The sequence below is a fragment of the Marinococcus luteus genome (assembly GCF_900106595.1).
Taxonomy (GTDB): Bacteria; Bacillota; Bacilli; order Bacillales; family Marinococcaceae; genus Marinococcus; species Marinococcus luteus.
Genome location: NZ_FNNC01000002.1, coordinates 209160 through 227245, shown reverse-complemented (window position 1 = coordinate 227245; position 18086 = coordinate 209160). Strand labels below are relative to the sequence as shown.

17 protein-coding genes are annotated in these 18086 nt (G+C 49.8%); 9 read left to right on the top strand and 8 right to left on the bottom strand.

Annotated features, from left to right (window positions below):
* The first annotated feature begins 21 nt into the window (after window positions 1–21).
* A complete protein-coding gene (locus tag BLV22_RS06530; RefSeq protein ID WP_091612855.1) occupies window positions 22–2382 on the top strand; it encodes an FdhF/YdeP family oxidoreductase in 2361 nt (786 codons plus the stop codon).
* 58 nt (window positions 2383–2440) lie between these two features.
* On the opposite strand, the gene BLV22_RS06525 is transcribed toward BLV22_RS06530, so the two are convergent.
* The 3 genes from BLV22_RS06525 to BLV22_RS06515 form a co-directional block, all read right to left on the bottom strand.
* Window positions 2441–3526 (bottom strand): diguanylate cyclase, encoded by a 1086-nt coding sequence (locus tag BLV22_RS06525; RefSeq protein WP_091612852.1) that lies wholly within the window; start codon window positions 3524–3526, stop codon window positions 2441–2443.
* Between the two features lie 272 nt (window positions 3527–3798).
* Window positions 3799–4284, bottom strand: coding sequence for a cupin domain-containing protein (locus BLV22_RS06520; RefSeq protein WP_091612850.1), 486 nt, complete (start codon window positions 4282–4284; stop codon window positions 3799–3801).
* A 41-nt stretch (window positions 4285–4325) separates the two neighbouring features.
* Window positions 4326–5765 (bottom strand): DUF2254 domain-containing protein, encoded by a 1440-nt coding sequence (locus BLV22_RS06515; RefSeq protein ID WP_091612847.1) that lies wholly within the window; start codon window positions 5763–5765, stop codon window positions 4326–4328.
* 168 nt (window positions 5766–5933) lie between these two features.
* On the opposite strand from BLV22_RS06515, the gene BLV22_RS06510 reads away from it, so the two are divergent.
* From BLV22_RS06510 to BLV22_RS06500, 3 genes are all read left to right on the top strand, one after another.
* On the top strand, window positions 5934–6722 hold the full coding sequence (locus BLV22_RS06510) for a carbon-nitrogen family hydrolase (RefSeq protein ID WP_091612844.1): 789 nt from the start codon (window positions 5934–5936) through the stop codon (window positions 6720–6722).
* Window positions 6723–6839: 117 nt separating this feature from the next.
* A complete protein-coding gene (locus tag BLV22_RS06505) occupies window positions 6840–8060 on the top strand; it encodes an NRAMP family divalent metal transporter (protein ID WP_425433792.1) in 1221 nt (406 codons plus the stop codon).
* Between the two features lie 321 nt (window positions 8061–8381).
* A complete protein-coding gene (locus tag BLV22_RS06500) occupies window positions 8382–8762 on the top strand; it encodes a DUF488 domain-containing protein (RefSeq protein WP_176967685.1) in 381 nt (126 codons plus the stop codon).
* Between the two features lie 13 nt (window positions 8763–8775).
* Here BLV22_RS06500 and BLV22_RS06495 read toward each other — a convergent pair whose 3' ends face one another.
* Window positions 8776–9666, bottom strand: a complete 891-nt coding sequence (locus tag BLV22_RS06495; RefSeq protein ID WP_091612837.1) for an alpha/beta hydrolase — start codon at window positions 9664–9666, stop codon at window positions 8776–8778.
* Between the two features lie 214 nt (window positions 9667–9880).
* Between BLV22_RS06495 and BLV22_RS06490 the strand changes: the two genes are divergently transcribed.
* From BLV22_RS06490 to BLV22_RS06475, 4 genes are read left to right on the top strand one after another with little or no spacing between them, the layout of a single operon-like run.
* Window positions 9881–10279 (top strand): tellurite resistance TerB family protein, encoded by a 399-nt coding sequence (locus tag BLV22_RS06490; protein ID WP_091612834.1) that lies wholly within the window; start codon window positions 9881–9883, stop codon window positions 10277–10279.
* Entirely contained in the window at window positions 10269–10583 is a 315-nt protein-coding gene (locus BLV22_RS06485; protein WP_091612831.1) for a YkgJ family cysteine cluster protein, read from the top strand. The genes BLV22_RS06490 and BLV22_RS06485 overlap by 11 nt, the downstream gene beginning before the upstream one ends.
* The gene (locus tag BLV22_RS06480) at window positions 10580–12250 is read left to right on the top strand and encodes a hypothetical protein (RefSeq protein WP_091612829.1); all 1671 of its coding nucleotides are present in this window, start codon (window positions 10580–10582) and stop codon (window positions 12248–12250) included. Before BLV22_RS06485 ends, BLV22_RS06480 begins: the two co-directional genes overlap by 4 nt.
* A 17-nt stretch (window positions 12251–12267) precedes the next feature.
* Window positions 12268–13278: a hypothetical protein gene (locus BLV22_RS06475; protein WP_091612826.1), complete on the top strand. Its 1011-nt coding sequence runs from the start codon at window positions 12268–12270 to the stop codon at window positions 13276–13278.
* Between the two features lie 59 nt (window positions 13279–13337).
* Here BLV22_RS06475 and BLV22_RS06470 read toward each other — a convergent pair whose 3' ends face one another.
* The 4 genes from BLV22_RS06470 to BLV22_RS06455 are packed head-to-tail and all read right to left on the bottom strand — an operon-like array spanning window position 13338 to window position 16244.
* Window positions 13338–13808 (bottom strand): thioesterase family protein, encoded by a 471-nt coding sequence (locus BLV22_RS06470; RefSeq protein WP_091612823.1) that lies wholly within the window; start codon window positions 13806–13808, stop codon window positions 13338–13340.
* Complete coding sequence (locus tag BLV22_RS06465) at window positions 13798–14769, bottom strand: 3-hydroxyacyl-CoA dehydrogenase NAD-binding domain-containing protein (RefSeq protein ID WP_091612820.1); 972 nt, start codon at window positions 14767–14769, stop codon at window positions 13798–13800. The genes BLV22_RS06470 and BLV22_RS06465 overlap by 11 nt, the downstream gene beginning before the upstream one ends.
* Before the next feature lie 17 nt (window positions 14770–14786).
* Complete coding sequence (locus BLV22_RS06460) at window positions 14787–15668, bottom strand: beta-keto acid cleavage family enzyme (protein ID WP_091612817.1); 882 nt, start codon at window positions 15666–15668, stop codon at window positions 14787–14789.
* 21 nt (window positions 15669–15689) lie between these two features.
* A complete protein-coding gene (locus tag BLV22_RS06455; RefSeq protein ID WP_245724034.1) occupies window positions 15690–16244 on the bottom strand; it encodes a GbsR/MarR family transcriptional regulator in 555 nt (184 codons plus the stop codon).
* Window positions 16245–16517: 273 nt separating this feature from the next.
* On the opposite strand from BLV22_RS06455, the gene BLV22_RS06450 reads away from it, so the two are divergent.
* Window positions 16518–17999: a BCCT family transporter gene (locus BLV22_RS06450; RefSeq protein ID WP_091612814.1), complete on the top strand. Its 1482-nt coding sequence runs from the start codon at window positions 16518–16520 to the stop codon at window positions 17997–17999.
* Window positions 18000–18086: the final 87 nt, after the last annotated feature.

Sequence of the window (18086 nt, the reverse complement as noted above, 5' to 3'; positions counted from 1 at the left end):
CACATAGAGGAGTGGTGAATGATGGGAGAGACAAAGCACCAGGGACCAATGAAAAAAGCAAAAATGCCGGCACCGGAGCACTGGGTGAGCCCGATTCCGTTCGGCCTCGGGAAAGTAAAGCCAAAGCATATCCGCGATTCAATGAAAATCGCCTGGGACAATAAGGACAATCTCGGCTACGCGAAAAACATTATTACAAAAGGCGTCTGTGACGGCTGTGCGCTTGGCGTGTCCGGGCTGTACGACCAGACGCTCAGCGGTCCGCACATCTGTACGACGCGGCTGAACGTGCTGCGGCTGAATACGATGCCGGCGGTGGAAGACGAAATTTTAAACAAGGATATTGATGAATTGCGCGAATACTCGAGCACTGAGCTTCGTGAGCTCGGCCGGGTGCCATATCCGATGATCCGCCGCAAGGGCGAGCGCAAATTTTCCCGGCTCAGCTGGGACGATGCGATGGATACGATTGCGGATAAAATGAAAGAGCTGGATCCGAAGCAGTATGCGTTTTACCTGACGTCGCGCGGCATTACGAACGAGTCGTACTACGTAGCTGCCAAGGTCTCCCGGTTTCTCGGGGCGAACCATATCGACAACGCGTCGAGAATCTGCCACTCGCCGAGCAAGACCGCGATGAAGCGCTCGATCGGCGTCGGGGCGTCGACGGCCAACTATCAGGACTGGATCGGCACCGATGTGCTGATGTTCTGGGGAAGCGTCGCGTCCAACAGCTCGCCGGTATCCACCAAGTACATGCTCGAAGCAAAGAAAAAGGGTACAAAAATTATTGTCATTAACCCGTACCGCGAGCCGTCGATGGACGAGTACTGGATTCCGTCGAATCCGGAATCGGCGCTGTTCGGTACCAAGGTGGCGGATGATTTTTATCAGATTAATATTGGCGGCGACATTGCGTTTATGCACGGCATCATGAAGCACTGGTTCGACATGGAGGAAGAGGCAGCGGGCTCCGCGATCAATCACGAATTCGTTGATGAGCACGTGAACGGATATGAGGAGCTGAAGCAGCAGGTGACGGCACAGTCGTGGGAGGAAATCACGGAGTCATCCGGCGTGAGCCGGGAGCGGATCATCGAGCTTTCCGACCTGCTCGCCCGCAGTAAAAATGCGGTGTTCGCCTGGGCGCTCGGGCTGACAATGCATTCCTTTGCGACCGACAACATCTCGCAGGTGGCCAATCTCGCGCTGTTGCGCGGCTTTCTCGGACGCCAGTACAGCGGTCTGATGCCATTCCGCGGCCACTCGAGTGTGCAGGGAAGCGGAGAAATGGGCGCGGATCCGTTTGTGCTTCCGGGCGGTGACTTTAAAGGCGACAACATCGGACGGATCGAAAATCTGTGGGGCTTTGATGTGCCGAAATGGCAGGGCGATGTGGTCGGCGTAACGCTTGAAAATATTCTGCTTCCCGACGATAACGAGCGCAAGGTGAAAATGTATTACCTGTCCGGCGGGAACTTCCTTGAGACGATGCCGGATCCGGCCTTTGTGGAGCAGGCGCTCTCGGAGCTTGACGTCCGCGTCCACCAGGACATCATCCTGAACACGTCCACGCTTGTGGATGCGAAGGAAGCGGTGATTGTGCTGCCGGCCAAAACCCGCTACGAGCAGGAGGACGGAGGCACATCAACATCCACCGAGCGGATGGTTTACTTTTCCCCGGAAATTGAAGGCAACAAAAACAAAATCGAAGAAGCGCGCGCGGAATGGAAGATCTACATTGATCTCGCAAAACGCGTGAAGCCGGAAACGGCACACCTGGTTGATTTTAAGGACGGCTACGAGGTACGCGAAGAAATGGCGAAGGCAAATCCGAACTACGACGGCGTCCAGCATTTGAAAAAGCAGGGCGATGTGTTCCAGTGGGGCGGTGCGTGGCTGTGCGAGGGGGGCGTCTGCCCGACACCGGATGGCCGCGGCAATCTGATTCCGGTCGAAATCCCGGACTTAAACCGGCAGCCGGGGGACTTTTACCTGACAACCCGCCGCGGTAAGCAGTTTAATTCGATGGTGTACAAAACGACCGACCCGATCAACGGCGCCGAGCGCGACGATGTGCTGATGAACGAAACGGATGCCAAAGATAACCGGCTCACCGACGGCGAAGCGGTGGTGCTGTACAACCGGTACGGCGTGTTCCAGGGCCGGGTACGCATCGCCGATATGGCTCCGGGCAATCTGAGCGTCCATTTTCCGGAGGGCAACTTCCTGCTGCCAAAAGGGCGCTATGAGCAGTTTGCGAAAATCCCGGATTACAATGTCGGCGTGAAGGTGGAAAAAGCCGAAAAATTCAACGCCCGCAAGGATACCGAGTATCTGGAAAAACGGGTGGATGACCTCGAGGACACACCGGGGGCATAATGAAGCAGTGAGTGCTGTAAAAAAAGCTGTCCGTTGAACGGGCAGCTTTTTGTTGTATTTATCCTGACGCTTCAGAGGAACAAACACAATTGCGGCCCTGATCTTTTGCCTGATACAGTGCTTTGTCCGTCATATCATATAAAGCTTCGATACTATTTCCAGGCACAGGATAGGTGCCGACTCCAATTGAAACGGTAATAAACAAAGGAGTGGAACGCTGGGCAACGATAAACGGGGTGCGGGCGACATCGGCACGGACGCGCTCGGCGATCGTTAACGCATGTGTTTCATCGCAGTCATACAGGATTACTCCGAATTCTTCACCGCCGATGCGGAAGGCCATGTCATTTGGTCGGATAGAAGCAACGAGCACATGGCTGAGCTGCTTTAAAACCATGTCACCCTCGAGGTGCCCGTATGTATCATTAATTTGCTTGAAATAGTCGATATCAAGCACTAAAAGCGAAAGAGAGCGGCTGGCTGCCGGATATTCCTCTGCTGCCTGTCCGAGCAGCTCCTGAAAGGCACGCTGATTGTATAGTGCTGTTAAATTGTCCCGGTAAGCCTGGTATTGGTAGCGTATAAACATCTGGTTCACCTTGTCCAGGTGAACAAACATATAAACAGAAACGCCTGTACCGGCAAGGGAAGCGAGAAGATAAAAGCCCGCTGCAGGAAGCCAGCCGGTCCAGGCCAGCATCATGGAAAGTGTCACTGTCATATAGAGATTGGTGAGGAAAATCATCCAGACGGCCCGCCGCCAAATTTTTCTCACTGTAGTATGGATGATCCCGCCTGAAACCACGCTGAGAGCAATAAGAAGCAGGGGAGGAGCAGAAGAAAGGCTGAAATCCATCAGCAGCCGTCCCCCCGCAACAATAATTCCGGTTATGATTGTCGGCACCCAGCCTCCAAAGACAGCCATCAATGTAACAGGCACCAGACGGAGGTCGATGATAGTCGTTTCATTAAGCGGGATAGTGTAGGCAAGCAGGACGAGCCCCAGCATTCCGCTGGCAGTGCCGGCAGCTATTTTCTGTTTCAACGGTGAAGACGTGCTTAAAGGCGTCTTATAGAGCAGGCGGTGAAACAAAAAGATAAAGGATATAAGAATGGTTATATTTATAAAAAATCCTGATAGCATGGCATCCCCCGTCTCCGCTTCTCTCAAGCTGAACCTTAGATTCAAGTAAGAGTTTTATCCCAATGATAGCACCTCCGTGACACAAAAAAATGAACAGGGACGAAAAGATGAAAATAAGTAAATACGAACGATACGGTGAAAAGCACCTAAGTTAGTTATAAAGCACTAGCACGGTCCGGACCTGGCTGGCATTCAACTATATGAACCTTCCTGCCGATAAAAGGTATAGAGAAGCCCGCGCAGATAGAATCTGCACGGGCTTTTCTTCATTATCACGTCAGCCGCTCAATCACTTCGCGGTGCTCAGGATAGGCGGCAGTGAGCTCGTTATGTGCAAGCAGCTCGAAATCGGCAAAATCGAAGCCGGGAACAACGACACAGCTGACAAGCGCGAACTGCTCCGGGGCGCGGACTTCGGCTCCGAAAATGGCGCCCTTCGGTACGACGCCCTGAAGCACTTCGCCATTGGATGGATTCGGTCCAAGCGTCATGATTTCATGTTGGCCGCTTTCCGGATGAATCATATGCACATCAAGCGGAGCTCCGGTATGGTAGTACCACATTTCATCCGACTCCAGCCGGTGCAGCCGCGACGGTTCTCCGGAGCGTACGAGAAAATGAATGCTCGTGTACTGGGCACGGCTTCTTCCGTCAGCTGTGGTGACAGTTTCATCCGATTTCATCGTCTGCCGGAAAAAGCCGCCCTCCGGGTGCGGCTCCAGCTGCAGCTGCGTAATCCATTCGCTGGCAGTAAACATAGGCATCCCTCTTTTGTAATAGTATTGGATACGTTTTTGGTCTATGAACCTTTTCCTTCACCATAAGATTTTGGCAGCGTGCCTTTTTCGATGAATTCCTGCACGAGCTGCTGGAATGTCTGCGGATCACGGGCTTCGACGGAAAGCGTGCGCAGGTGAGTGTAGAAGGAGCGCTGCTCGAATTCATAGGCGAATTTTTCCGCGAATGACTGGGCGACCACCTGGCCGTAGCTCCAGCAGATTGGTTTTTTATCCTGCGGCAGCGAGCGGGCGAGAAGCACGAGTGTTTCGAGCAGCATGTTGGTCAAAACGGGATCATTTTTGACATACACACTGATGTGTCCAAACGCCGTGTACAGATAATCCGAGAAATACTCCTGCTTCATGACGACGCGGAGGGTGTTTTCCCCGTCGGATAAATATGGCGTAAAGGAGGTCACTTTGGAAATGGATAAAAGCAGGTCAATCAGCTGATAGAGCGTGTCCTTCAGCGTGCCGGGCTCGTCGTTGGATATCGCTTTTACGGCGATATCCTTAAGCTTCTGGACGCCAAAACTGAGATCCTGGATTTCATTCTGCCGGTCGCCGAGAAACAGCATGCGCCGGTATTTCTGCTCATCAACCTCCTCCACCGAGGTTTCCTCGGTCGTCCAATAGGAAAAGAATGTCAGGTCGGGAAGCAGAAAATCACCGATGCTGCAGTGCAGCTGAAGCACGATGCCGTCCTTCTGCGCTTCCTGGATCAGTTTGCCGAAATCAATAATCTGCAGATACCCCGACGTTTCGCAGGCCACACTCTGCGCTTTGTCCTGATGCTTTTGCGGAAGATAGGAAAGGCGGAGGTGGTCCGGGTTGTCGGCCCGGTACTTTTCCAGGTCGTAGTGAAGCGTGTTTAAAATCCGTTCCTCGGACTGCTTTTTCATGTCCGTCGTAATACTCGGCGCCTGCATCCATTTGGTGGCGTGATTAATAAATAAAATAAAATTCAGCACCGAAAAGGCGGTCGCAAGTACACCGGCAATCGGAAAAATGGTGTACTGGCTGATCGATGAATCCAAAAAGAAGAATACGATCAGCAGATAGAAAAAACAGAGGTTGAAAATACCGATGGCGTGCTGGGTGCGGCGGTTCGAAATAAAATTAATCAGCACCCGGGGAGTGAACTGGTTCGACATATTGGTGAGCACCATCAGCATCGAGTTAAAGGTGAACGCGTTGAGCGTCAGGACCCCGGAAAGCATCGTACTGTACATCGTCTGGGTGAGCGAGTATTCCGTCGTGAATGCCGAAAGAAGTGTCCAGCCGGGCCGCAGGCTGAACTCGATCCAAAACGAAATAATCGATAAAAATACCGCAATGAAAATATAAATGGCCGGCAGCACCCAGAGACTGGCGCGTGTTTCGTGCCAGCGCTGGCGGGAGGACATGCTGATCAGCCGCTTTACCGGCGCCGGCATCATGCGAAACAGCATATGAAGCATCGTTTCACCCACTTTCTTTTCTGGGAATTGTATTACTTCTGCTACAGTTAAGCATAAAGGTTTCAGGTGGGAAATGAAATGAGAGCCGGGAAATCAGACCTGTTTCTCTGGCAGCGCCCGGTGGTATATTAAAACGTAATAGGCTACATAAACAAGAGGAGGAAAACGATGAATATTGCGGTGTATCAAATGGATATTGTGGCGGGAGATCCGGAAGCGAACCGGCAAAAAGTAAGCCGGTGGCTCGGGGAGCAGGAGCTCGGCAGTGTGGATCTGGTTATGCTCCCTGAGATGTGGACGACGGCGTATACGCTCCCGGAGCTTGAGGACATTGCGGAGGATCCTGCGGACAGTGAAGCAATCCGTTTTTTACAGGAAGCGGCGAAGCGCTATCACGTCCATATGATGGGAGGATCGATTGCGGTAAAAGAAAACGGAAAGGTGTATAACCGTGCCATTGCGGTAGATAACACCGGGGAACTTGTCTATGAGTATGACAAAATGCATCTCGTTCCGATGCTGAACGAGCCGGCGTATTTAAACGGCGGGCGCGAGCCGGTGAAGGTGTTTGAGCTTGACGGCATCAAAATGGGTGTGGTGATCTGCTTTGACCTTCGTTTTCCGGAAATTATCCGGAGTCTCGCTCTGCAGGGGTGCGAGCTGCTGTTTATTCCGGCGGAATGGCCGGACAGCCGCCGGAGTCATTGGGACGTGCTGAGTAGGGCGCGGGCGGTGGAAAACCAGATGTATGTCGTGACGTGCAATCGCCCGGGCTCCTACGACGGCATTACGTTCGCCGGCTCCTCAGCGTTTATCGATCCGTGGGGCAGCGTGCTGCAGAAGGGCAGCGTGGAGCACGAAGAAACGCTCCGGGAAACCCTGGACCTGTCCAATGTGGCCGACGTCCGCAAAAATGTGCCCGTCTTTGACAGCCGGGTGCCGGATTTGTACGAATAAAGAAGAAAGCAGCCTATAGCAAAAGAAATCGTTGAACTGCACGATCCGGTCCGGAGGCAGCCGGTCTGACAAGCGATAAGATGCAGCAGCCGATTGAATGAAGAAAGGCGGCGGTGAATGATGGGCCAAAACCAAAGCGATCCGTTGAAAAAAGGCGTACAGCGGCGGGTATTGTGGGGAGCCGTTTTTTTAATGGCGACCTCTGCCATCGGCCCGGCATTCTTAACGCAGACAACAGAATTCACATCCCAGTTTCTGGCCAGTTTTGCTTTTGCTATTTTAGCATCCATTATTATTGATATAGGTGCCCAGTTAAACATCTGGCGGGTGCTGGTTGTTTCCGGAAAACGGGGACAGGACGTGGCCAACATGGTATTCCCGGGACTCGGCTATTTGGTCGCAGCACTCATCGTGCTCGGCGGTATTGCCTTTAATATTGGAAACGTTGCAGGGGCAGGTCTTGGTATTAACGTGCTGTTTGGTATTTCCCCGGAGGCAGGGGCGGTGATCACCGGCGTGATCGCTATTATCATTTTCACCGTAAAGAGTGCGGAAAAAGTGCTGGACATCCTGATTCCCATTTTAGGTATTGTGATGATCACGATGGTGGGTTATGTCATGATCACGACGAACCCGCCGGTGGGGGAAGCCGTGGTCCGCAGCGTGTTCCCGGAGGATTACGCAGCGCTCGTGCTTCCGGTCGTGACGCTTGTCGGCGGTACCGTGGGCGGCTATATTACCTTTGCCGGTGCCCACCGGATGATCGACCATGGCATTCGGGGAAGAGACGCCCTGCCGCTCGTGACCAGAGCTGCGAATTTCGGCATTTTAACGACCGGGGTAATGAGAGTGCTTTTATTTCTCGCTGTGCTGGGCGTGGTATCTGCAGGGTATACGCTTGATGAAGGAAATCCGGCTGCCTCAGTATTTCAGATCGCTCTCGGTAATGTTGGGTATAAAATTTTCGGCGTGGTACTGTGGTCCGCTGCAATCAGCTCCGTGATTGGGTCGGCATATACGAGTGTTTCATTTATCCGGTCCTTTCACCCGCAGCTTGAAAAGTATTATAAATGGTTGATCATCGGCTTTATTGCTTTTTCAACGATCGTTTTCGCAATTGTCGGCGAGCCGGTCACGTTGTTAATCGTCGCCGGCGCTTTGAACGGGTTAATTCTTCCGTTAACCCTTGGCTCGGTGCTTTTGGCTTCCAGAAAAAAATCCATTGTCGGGGATTACAGACACCCGGACTGGATGCTCATCTTTGGAATTGTGGCAGTAGTTGTGACGCTTGTCGCAGGGTTTCTATCGCTTCAGGGAATCGCGGACCTGTGGCAGTAGAATTTTAAGATGAATCACATTGGAGATTAGGATTGAACGAGCTTGAATGTCTTTGCCTGACTGCGATATAATTTGATTAACGAAAAATGGCCCGTGCGCTGACGCGGACCAATAACAGCAGTACTGACCCTTCAAAGGGGTCGGCCATGGGAGAAAATAAACCACAAGAGCCGCTAACTCAAAGGTGGTTTATTTTTTTGCTTAAATAGTCTGCTGATTTGAATAAGGCTTCTTTTCTCTTTTGCACGTTTGCCGGTCTTCCGGGAAAGGAAAGAGCCGGGGTGAGAGATCTATACTATACACAGAAGAAGGATGATACCAATGCCAATATACTGCAAGCGGCTCCATAAGAAGGCAGATACGGACGACGGCTACCGGATTTTTGTCGAGCGGGAATGGCCGAACGAAGTCGAAGAGGTACGCGCCGATATTCATGAATGGGTCGACGGGGTCGCCCCGTCGAAGGAGCTCCAGAAGGCGCTCGATGAAGAGCCGAAAAAGTTCGAAAGCTTCAAGGAGGCGTACAAGGCAGAGCTTGAGCAGGATGAACTCAAACGCGAAGAAATGCACCGCCTGAAAGAAATTGTACGGATGCAGGACAAGGACGTGACGCTCGTATTTTCTTCGGAGGACGTGAAACGAAATCACGCCTGGGTGCTGAAGGAAATTCTCGATCAGCAGCCGGCGCATCCAAGAGAGTAATACGAAAGCCCGCCTACAGAAGGCGGGCCTGAAGCGTGGAGACGACGAGTCCCCACGCTTTTTTTGCGGTGCTTTTTCGTCCCACGTGGGTGAACGCATGAATGGTTTTTGGGAACATCTGATACTCCGCAGGCACGCCCTCCTGCTTTAAGCGCTCCGCGTACCGGAAGGCCTCCCTGGCGAGGGAGTCATATTCCGGCGTAAACACGAGCGTTGGCGGCAGCCCGGCGAGCGACTCTGCCCGCAGCGGGGAAATGTACGGGTGCGCGGCACTCTGGCTCGTTTCCAGGTAGCTTGCTGGAAACAAATCCGCTACAAAGATGGGAATCGCTCCTGGAAAGGACGGTTTTTCGCGGGGATCGGTCGCAAGGTCGAGGATCGGCGAATCCAAAATTTGAACCGCCGGCATCGGGGCGCCGGTATCGCGTAGAAGCAGCAGTGTTGATGCTGCGATATTGCCGCCGGCGCTGTGGCCGCCGAGGGCGAAGCGTTCCATATTCAATCCGAGCCGATCCTCATTGGCGTGCAGCCACGCGAGCACGTCCCGGACTTCAAACAGGGAAAACGGAAAGCGGCTGCGCGGGGCCAGGTGATAATCAATATTTACCACCACGCAGGGGGTAAGCTCGGCAACGTGCCGGCCCCAGCCTTCATCATCGGCATAGCTTCCCATGAAAAAGCCGCCGCCGTGCAGGTTCACAAACACCGGAAGAGCAGTCCCTTCAGCTGCTTCGGGATAATAAATGTGAACGGGCGTCGCGCCGGCAGCCGTTTCCACAACGTAGGAGTCCGTGCGGACCGTCTCTGCCGCAGGCGGGGTAATGTGGGTCGGTGAATAGCGGCGCATTCGTATTTGAAACGCGCGTAAAAGCGCGGTCAACAGGTAGGTTCTCCATACAGACATAAACTATATATCCTTTCATTAAAAGCGTAATAGGTGATGCAAATTTTAAAACAGTTGAAATTTCATTCTGTGTTCTGTCCTTACTGATTCCCCTTATTTAATTAAATTAAATATACAGTTATTAAGTCGAGGGCTTATTATACTAATTAGTTACAAAATATGTATTATTTATGGTATAGTAATTTTGTAATTAACAAATTATAGGGGGAATACCATGTTTTTGAATGTATTGACTCAGAATGAAAAAGAAACCTTCCTACTATTGGCTCATCAAATTGCTAAATCCAATGGTATTTTGGATGAAAAAGAACAAAAAATGCTTGAGGAATACAGAAATGAAATGGATATAACAACAAAAGTACAACTTGAAGATACACAAGACGTGAAAAATTTAATCAAAAACTTTGAAAGTGATAAAAGTAAAAGAATAGCATTTTTAGAAGGATTGGCTGTGGCCTTTGCTGATGGGATTTACCATGAAGAACAAAAACAGTTGATTGAAGAACTAAAAAATGATTTTAATATTACTGAAGAAGATTACCAAAATTTTAAGAGTTGGATTGTGAAATCAAATTATATGTATGAACAGGCAGAAAAATTAATTGAAGTATAGTGATTTTCCGTGCAATAAATGCGGCTTATGTTGTCAAAATATTCAACATATTACTGAATTGCAGGAATTTGACGATGGCACCGGTACTTGTATTCATTTAAAAGAAAATGAATGTACTATTTATGAAAATCGACCTCTGATCTGCAGAATAGACGATATGTACGAAAAAGTCTTTTCTAACAGGTTATCTAAACAAGAGTATTATGAACAAAATATTATAGCTTGTCGCGAATTGCAATTTAACAATGAAGTAGCAGAGGAGGATATACTACCTCTTAACCTAATCAAGGGGGAAGAGCCTTGAATGAAAAAGATAGAAGAAAGTTAAAAAACTTTAAAAATACTTTTGTGAATTCGCAAATTATGGGGATAGCCAATAATACAGGTGAAAAGTACGGAAAGGCTGTTAAGGCTTCTTTAAAAGCTTATAATGGTGAAAAAACTAAAAATGGAAAAACGATAAGAGGCTTGAAGGATTTTAAGAACTATAAAGCCGATAACTATATGAGTCAAAAACAGCAGGAGGGTTTTACTGCTGAAATATTGATGGAAGAGAAGAGCGAGATTGAAAGTATAACTAAAAATAAGACCTTTACTCTTAGAAGAACAGAATCTTTGGGGCAAAACAATCATCAGGTGTTCGATCATTTTATGTCTGATGCTGACGGCAATCCTTTGTTGGATAAGGACGGAAATTATTTGAGCGGCTCTCAAACCAAGTTCAGAGGGCACTATAGTAAAAAAAAGTACATTGAAGCAAAAAAGAAAAAAGATCCTGATTGGGAACCAAAAGATGATCTTACAAATCAAAGTATTATTGAAGATGCTGCGAGGGGTAACTTAAACAAACTTATTAATCATAAAGATTTTGAAAAATATCGCCAAGCTAAACATATTGATATTCCGAAAGAACAGTACGAGCCAGCAAAAAAAATACTGGAAGATAAACAAAACCAATTAAAATTACAGGTCGAAAAGCTTGAAGAAAAAAATAACTACGAAGCATTAAATAAAAAACAAGAAGAGCTAAACAGAACTAAGTCAGTGTACGAACGTCTTAGAAATAGCGGGGTTTCTTCTAAAGAAGCACATTTTGCCAGGAAGCACCCGAAAATCCATACAACTAAGAAAATTGCTTCCAGTGCGAATCAAGCGGGTTTAAAGGCTGGAGCATCCAGCGCAGCAGTTGGCGGAGTCATTTCTTTAGCACAAAACTTGTACATCTATAGTCAAGCAGAAGAGAAGGATAAGAAAAAGATATTTGTTGAGACGGCTAAGGATACTGCAAAGGCTGGAGCCCTAGGATATAGTTCGGCTTTTATAAGCTCTGTTTTAAAAGGATATTTAGATTCTGATCTAAATAAAAATGGAAATTTAAAAACGTTATCAAGTACCACCTTCCCGGCGTTATTAGGTACGGTATCAATAGAGGTCACAAAGTCTGTAAAGTATTATATTGAAAATGATTCTGCCACTCAAACGGAGCTTTTTAGAGATTTAGGAGAAAAAGGACTGGGATTGCTCGCTAAACAATTAGCAAAAGCTACTTCAAACGGAATCACTACTGCAATTTACGGTACTTCAGCAGCGGCTCCGCCAGTGTTATTAGGAATGGTTAGTTATTTTGCAATCACTACTTTCTATCGTTCGGTTGCGGAGGTTTTGGAAGAAACAAAACTATCTGAAGCTAATAGAAAAAAAGCTGAAGAATTATCCCGGCAGTCTATACTGGAAATACGTTCTGAAAGAGAAGAATTAGAGGATCTTATCGCAATGAAACACCAGGAAAAAGAAGAAATTTTTAACAATTGTTTTTCAGCGATTGAATTATCGATAGAAGAAAAGGATCATTCAAGCTTTGTAGACAATATTAATAAGTTAGCGAATACTTTTGGTGTTCAATTACAATATTTAAATTTTGAAGAATTTGATGATTTCATGAGTGATAATTCTCAGTCGTTCACTTTTTAATAGAGAGGAATTTAACTATGCCTATACCTTTTATTGCTGCAGGAGCAGCGGCAGTATCAGCAGTAGCTGGTACTAGGAGCGGATGGAAATCTTTAAAAGACTCCAAAGAAGCAAAACTTACAAAAGAAGAAACGGAAAGTATTGTAGAAACTGCAGAGAATGATTTAGATGTGGAAAGAGAAATGACTCATCTAAACTTAGAAGCACTTGGAAAAAACAAGATAGAGGTTCTTACTTTCTCAGTAAAAGATTTTATTGAGAACTTTGAAAAATTAAAGAATGTAGATTTTCAAGATAATACAGTAGGTATAGAAGAGCTAAAAGAAATTGGAGTTTCTGAGGATTTATTAAATGATTTAGAAGCGGAATCGTTTGAAGCTATAAAGTTGGCTAAAGGTGGAGCGGCTTCAATTGGAGCAGGAGCAGCGGCAGCTTACGGTGCATACAGTGGAGCGATGGCTTTAGGCACAGCTTCTACCGGCACAGCTATTGGAGGTTTGAGTGGTGTAGCAGCGCAAAACGCTACACTTGCCTGGCTGGGTGGAGGAGCACTTTCTGCAGGTGGTTATGGAATGGCCGGGGGGATGGTTGTGCTTGGAGGTTTAGTGGCAGGACCGGCAATGGCCGTAGGAGGTTTTTTCTTACAAGCTAATTCAAAAAAGAAATTAAATGAAGCTTATGAACGACAAGAGGAAGCGAAGGTATATGTGGAACAGTTAGATAGTGCTGTAGTAGTATTATCTTCTATCCAGCAAAGATCAACGCAACTGATTACATTATTATTAGAAACTGATAGGCTGTTTAAAAAAGGTATTGCGAATATGGAATATATTATAGAACGTTCAGGGACAGACTGGAGCTCTTTTGAGCAGGAAGAAAAACGTACGATTCACCGTGTTTTCTTAATTGCTCAGCTAATAAAAGGCATCATTGATACACCTCTCCTTGATGAAGACGGGGAAATTACTGAAAAATCAAAAGAAGTACTGGAAAACGGAAATATTGCTTTATCAAAATTTAAGAAGTAAACTTCTATCAAAGTTATAAATACGAAGAAAATGCAAGCCCGTTTAAGAGGCTTGCATTTTTATTTTCGTTTAATTCCAATGGAGCGTCCGGCTTTAGCCGGCCAGTTCTCCGGAGAAAGAACCGGAACGCCGGCAAACCCCTGCTGCAGCGTTTTGGGAAACGGGGCAGGGCGTCCGGCGGACTGGTCCATTCCCATCGCCATCTGTTCGCTCGTGGCGATTGCTTCGTTCTGGTCGTTCTGCATCTCGAACCATAGATGCAGCCGTTTGGCGTCCTGATCGAGAATCACCGCTGAAACGGCGATCGGCTGATCCTGGTGGGCCTCCGCCAGGTACAACAGGTGCGTTTCGAGGGTGAATACGGTGTACTGCTCCTGTTCGATAAAGCGGGCGGTCAGGCCGGCGCTTTCAAGCAGCGCATCGAGCGCACGGCTGAAAACAACAGCGTAAGCCGCATCGTTCATGTGGCCGTTGTAGTCCACCCATTCCTTTTCCACGCGGCCGTTCCACACGGTGTGGTTATTTGTCATGGCTCTCCACCTTTTCTGCCGGCCAGTAGCTGCCTTCATGCAGCAGGTTCATCAGCTTTAAAAGAAATTCATCACGGCGTTCTTCAAGCTCGGCGACGCTTTTGTCGCCGGACTGCTCCTTTGTTCCTTCGATGACTTTTTCGCTCAGCTCCGGGGTGAGCTCCGGTGCTTCCAGCTTAGTCCAGGGCGCTTTCAGGGCCGGGCCGAACTGCTCGAGCATGTGGGTCATGCCTTTGTCGCCGCCGGCCAGATGGAAGGTTAAAAACGGTCCCATGAGCGCCCAGCGGAGACCGGCGCCGTAGACGATCGCCTTGTCGACTTCTTCGGTGGTGGCGTGGCCGTCGTTCACAATATGAAGGGCTTCCCGCCAGAGGGCTTCCATCAGGCGGTCGGCAATATGGCCGTCCACTTCGCCCGTCATAACAAGCGGCTTCATGCCGGCCAGTTCATATATTGCCTGCGCGCGTTCCATTTCGGCACTCGTCGTCTGCTCCCCGCCGGAAAGCTCCACAAGCGGAAGCAGGTACACGGGATGAAACGGGTGGGCGACGATGACGCGCTCCGGATGGCGAGTGCAGTCGGTCTGCAGCGTCGTCGGTTTGTAGCCGGACGTGCTCGAAGCGATGATGCTTTCGGCCGGAGCGTGTGCATCAATCTGGGCAAGCACGCTTCGTTTGATGTCTTCGCGCTCCGGCACGTTTTCCTGAATAAGGGCAGCGCCCGGGACAGCATCTGTAATGTCAGTCGTAAATGTAAGCTTATCGATGGAAGCATCGTCGTGCATGCCGTTTTCCTTCAGCTTCGGCCACAGCGACGTGACGGTGCTGCGGGTTTTTTCTTCGGCGCCGTCCGCCGGATCACAGGCGATGACGTGAAAGCCGTGCGCGAGGAAGCGGGCGATCCAGCCGTTTCCGATCACGCCGGTTCCAATGACGGCAATAGTAGTTGTTGTTGGATTCATGAAGTCCTCCTAAAGATTTAAGATTGTTTCGTCAGGCCGAGCGTGTCGCGCGCTTCCTGCGGGGTCATTGGTTCAACGTTCAGCGTCTGCAGCAGCTGCACGGCTTTGTCGACGAGCTGGGCGTTCGTGCCGAGCACACCTTTTTCAAGGTAAAGGTTGTCTTCAAGGCCGACGCGGACGTTGCCGCCAAGAAGGGCTGCCTGGGCGACCATCGGGATCTGCATGCGGCCGATGCCAAACGCGGACCAGTTGGCGCCCTCCGGCAGGTGGTGCCTCATGTGAAGCATCGTTTCCGCATCTGCTTCTGCGCCCCACGGAATGCCGAGGCAGAACTGATAGAGCGGGTCGCCGTCCACGAGGCCTTCGCGAACGAGCTGGTTGGCAAAGCGGACATGGCCGGTATCAAAGCACTCCATTTCCGCCTTCACACCGCTCTGTTGAATCAGCGATGCCTGCTCACGCAGCCAGCCGGCCGGGCCGAGATACACCTGATCGCCGAAGTTGAGGCTTCCGCAGTCGAGGGTGCATATTTCCGGAAGAAATTTTCCGACCGGGAGATGGCGCTCCTCCGGTGTCTGTATAAAGGTGCCGTCGCCGCCGGCGGCCGGGTGCTTCTGGTCGGGCACAAAATCGCCGCCGCCTCCGGCTGTAAGGTTCAGCACGACGTCGGTTTCGCTTTCGCGGACGCGTTCCACGACCTCCTGGAAGAGAGATGGGTCAAAGCTGTACGCGCCTGTTTTTGGATCGCGCACGTGAATGTGCGCGACCGCGGCTCCTGCTTTGGCCGCTTCAATGGCGTCACGGGCGATGGCTTCCGGTGTTACCGGAACGTGCTGGCTTTTGTCTGTCGTATCTCCGGCGCCGGTGACGGCGCTTGTAATAATTGTTTTCTGGCCCATTATCTATCTTCTCCTTTATTGTTAGGTTCTATAAGGAACAGCGTCGAAAACATCTCCGCTTTCGAAAAATTCAACGAGGCGGTTGATCCAGTTATAGTATGCCACCCATTCGTCGAGCTCTTTGCGGAGCTCGGCAATTTTCTGGTCCACCTCAGCTGACCCATCGCTCGCAGCAGCGACCTCATCGATTTCTCGCTGCAGCTTGTTGGCAAACTGACGGTTTTTGCTGATCACTTCCCGCCAGTTTGTCGTAAACAGGGACACAAACGTCTGCACATAATCGTTTTCCACATTGTAATGCTCCTTGCGGCTGCCTTTCACATGCTCCTTTTCGGCAATGTTTAACGAAATCATCTGCCGCATCACCTGGCTCATCCGGGTCTTGCTCATTCCGGTCGCTTCAGCCAGGTCGTCGAGCGTCATCGGCTCGCGGTTCATGTAAATGATGCCGAGCAGCCGGCCGATCGTCGATGACACGCCAAACGTATTCATATTGTCGGAAATGCGGTCGGCAATCTGCCGTTCGGTTTCATTCAACTGTTCAAGCAGCTGGCTGTTATCCCCTGAGGCACTCATGGCTCTCCCCCTTTATAAAGCTTTCTCTGTTTTCCACGCGTCTAACTGTATCATGTTTCAAAAAAAAGGCAAAAATGCAGGTTAGGGTCGTTGACAGCGGAAAAGGAAGTAAATTTAAGATAATGAATCTTAAACTCTATGCAATAAAAATTGCATAGAGTTTAAGGCGGTTTTTGCAGGTTTACGCGTTTTTCCTTTTCAACAGGCTTTCTCTATAATGAGGGACGTTGTGAACGACTACAGCGGAAAGACTATGGAGGAGGTACATACATAATGAGACAAATGACGACTGTTCTAAAAGTGTCGATCGTTCTTATTCTATTATTCTTAGCATTCGGCGTGTTTTTTACCGCGCAGCTTGAAGCAGCAATGAGTGCTGCCCAGGCCTTTGTATTTGTGAATTTTGGCTGGTATTTTCAGATTTTAGTGACACTTCTGTTAATTTTCGCCGTCTACCTGGGGTTCAGTAAATACGGAAAGGTGCGGCTCGGAAAACCGGACGAAAAGCCGGAGTTTAACCGGCTCACCTGGTTTACGATGCTGTTTTCTGCCGGTATCGGTATCGGGCTGCTGTTTTACGGCGTGTCCGAGCCAATCGGGCACTTTTCGAGCCCGCCAAACGGCGAGGGCGGTGCAGAAAGTGATGCCGTCCGGGGCGTTTCCTCGACGTGGCTTCACTGGGGGCTGCACGCCTGGGCAATCTATGCGCTGGTCGCGCTGGCGCTCGCTCTCCAGCAGTTCCGTTACCAGGCACCGGGGCTTATGAGTACGACGCTCCGGCCGGTCCTCGGAAAATATGCGTACGGTCGGGTCGCGACCGTTGTCGATATTATCGCTGTATTCGCTACATTATTCGGGGTTGCCGCTTCGCTTGGGCTCGGGTCCCAGCAGATTAACGCCGGGCTGGAGTTTATTTTCGGTGTGCCGTACAATCTTGGCGTGCAGTTCATTATTATGACGATTATAACGATTATCTTTGTGACGTCAGCAAGCACGGGGATTCAGCGCGGTATTAAATATTTAAGTAATATTAATCTGAGCCTGACCGGCATTCTGCTTTTGTTTATGCTGATCGCCGGACCGACGCTCTTTTTAATTAACATTTTTGCTTCCGGGCTGTCGGATTACGTGCAGAACTTCCTCGGCTGGGGGCTGCGGATGGATCCGATCGATGAGCAGGAAGCAGCTTGGACTCAGAACTGGACCGTCTTCTACTGGGCCTGGTGGATTTCGTGGACACCGTTTGTCGGAATGTTTGTTGCCCGGATTTCGAGAGGGCGGACGATTCGTGAATTTATGGCCGGGGTGCTGCTCGTGCCGTCGATTGTTTCGTTCTTCTGGTTCAGTACGCTCGGTGGAAGCGCGATGTTCCTCGAGCTGTTCGAAGGACGCGAGGTATCGTCGCAGTCGCTTGAAACGGCGCTGTTTTATGTGCTTGAAACGTATCCGCTCGGAAGCCTTATGTCCGTGTTTGCCATCATCGTAGTGACGATCTTCTTCGTGACGACCGCAGACTCTGCGACATTTGTGCTCGGGATGCAGACGACCGGGGGCAGTCTGAACCCGCCGGTGTCGATAAAAATTATGTGGGGCATCTTCTTCGTTTCCGTTACCGCGATTCTACTGCTGGTCGGCGGCCTGAGTGCTTTCCAGACTGCCATTGTGGTCAGCGCGCTGCCGCTGTCGGTCATTGTCATTTTAATGTGCGTAGGCATCGTCAAGACGTTAAACCACGACCAAAAACGCGGAAAATAAGCGTGGGCAGGAACGCAGGCTGCGTTCCTGCTCTTTTTTGCGTTATAATGTAGTTTTGTCTGAAAATATGTATGCAGGGGGAAAGAA

Excerpts from the sequence above, each read along its gene's own strand:
- BLV22_RS06530 (WP_091612855.1), top strand. The coding sequence starts at position 22 with ATGGGAGAGACAAAGCACCAGGGACCAATGAAAAAAGCAAAAATGCCG.
- BLV22_RS06525 (WP_091612852.1), bottom strand. The coding sequence starts at position 3,526 with ATGCTATCAGGATTTTTTATAAATATAACCATTCTTATATCCTTTATC.
- BLV22_RS06520 (WP_091612850.1), bottom strand. The coding sequence starts at position 4,284 with ATGTTTACTGCCAGCGAATGGATTACGCAGCTGCAGCTGGAGCCGCAC.
- BLV22_RS06515 (WP_091612847.1), bottom strand. The coding sequence starts at position 5,765 with ATGCTTCATATGCTGTTTCGCATGATGCCGGCGCCGGTAAAGCGGCTG.
- BLV22_RS06510 (WP_091612844.1), top strand. The coding sequence starts at position 5,934 with ATGAATATTGCGGTGTATCAAATGGATATTGTGGCGGGAGATCCGGAA.
- BLV22_RS06505 (WP_425433792.1), top strand. The coding sequence starts at position 6,840 with ATGATGGGCCAAAACCAAAGCGATCCGTTGAAAAAAGGCGTACAGCGG.
- BLV22_RS06500 (WP_176967685.1), top strand. The coding sequence starts at position 8,382 with ATGCCAATATACTGCAAGCGGCTCCATAAGAAGGCAGATACGGACGAC.
- BLV22_RS06495 (WP_091612837.1), bottom strand. The coding sequence starts at position 9,666 with ATGTCTGTATGGAGAACCTACCTGTTGACCGCGCTTTTACGCGCGTTT.
- BLV22_RS06490 (WP_091612834.1), top strand. The coding sequence starts at position 9,881 with ATGTTTTTGAATGTATTGACTCAGAATGAAAAAGAAACCTTCCTACTA.
- BLV22_RS06475 (WP_091612826.1), top strand. The coding sequence starts at position 12,268 with ATGCCTATACCTTTTATTGCTGCAGGAGCAGCGGCAGTATCAGCAGTA.
- BLV22_RS06470 (WP_091612823.1), bottom strand. The coding sequence starts at position 13,808 with ATGACAAATAACCACACCGTGTGGAACGGCCGCGTGGAAAAGGAATGG.
- BLV22_RS06465 (WP_091612820.1), bottom strand. The coding sequence starts at position 14,769 with ATGAATCCAACAACAACTACTATTGCCGTCATTGGAACCGGCGTGATC.
- BLV22_RS06460 (WP_091612817.1), bottom strand. The coding sequence starts at position 15,668 with ATGGGCCAGAAAACAATTATTACAAGCGCCGTCACCGGCGCCGGAGAT.
- BLV22_RS06455 (WP_245724034.1), bottom strand. The coding sequence starts at position 16,244 with ATGAGTGCCTCAGGGGATAACAGCCAGCTGCTTGAACAGTTGAATGAA.
- BLV22_RS06450 (WP_091612814.1), top strand. The coding sequence starts at position 16,518 with ATGAGACAAATGACGACTGTTCTAAAAGTGTCGATCGTTCTTATTCTA.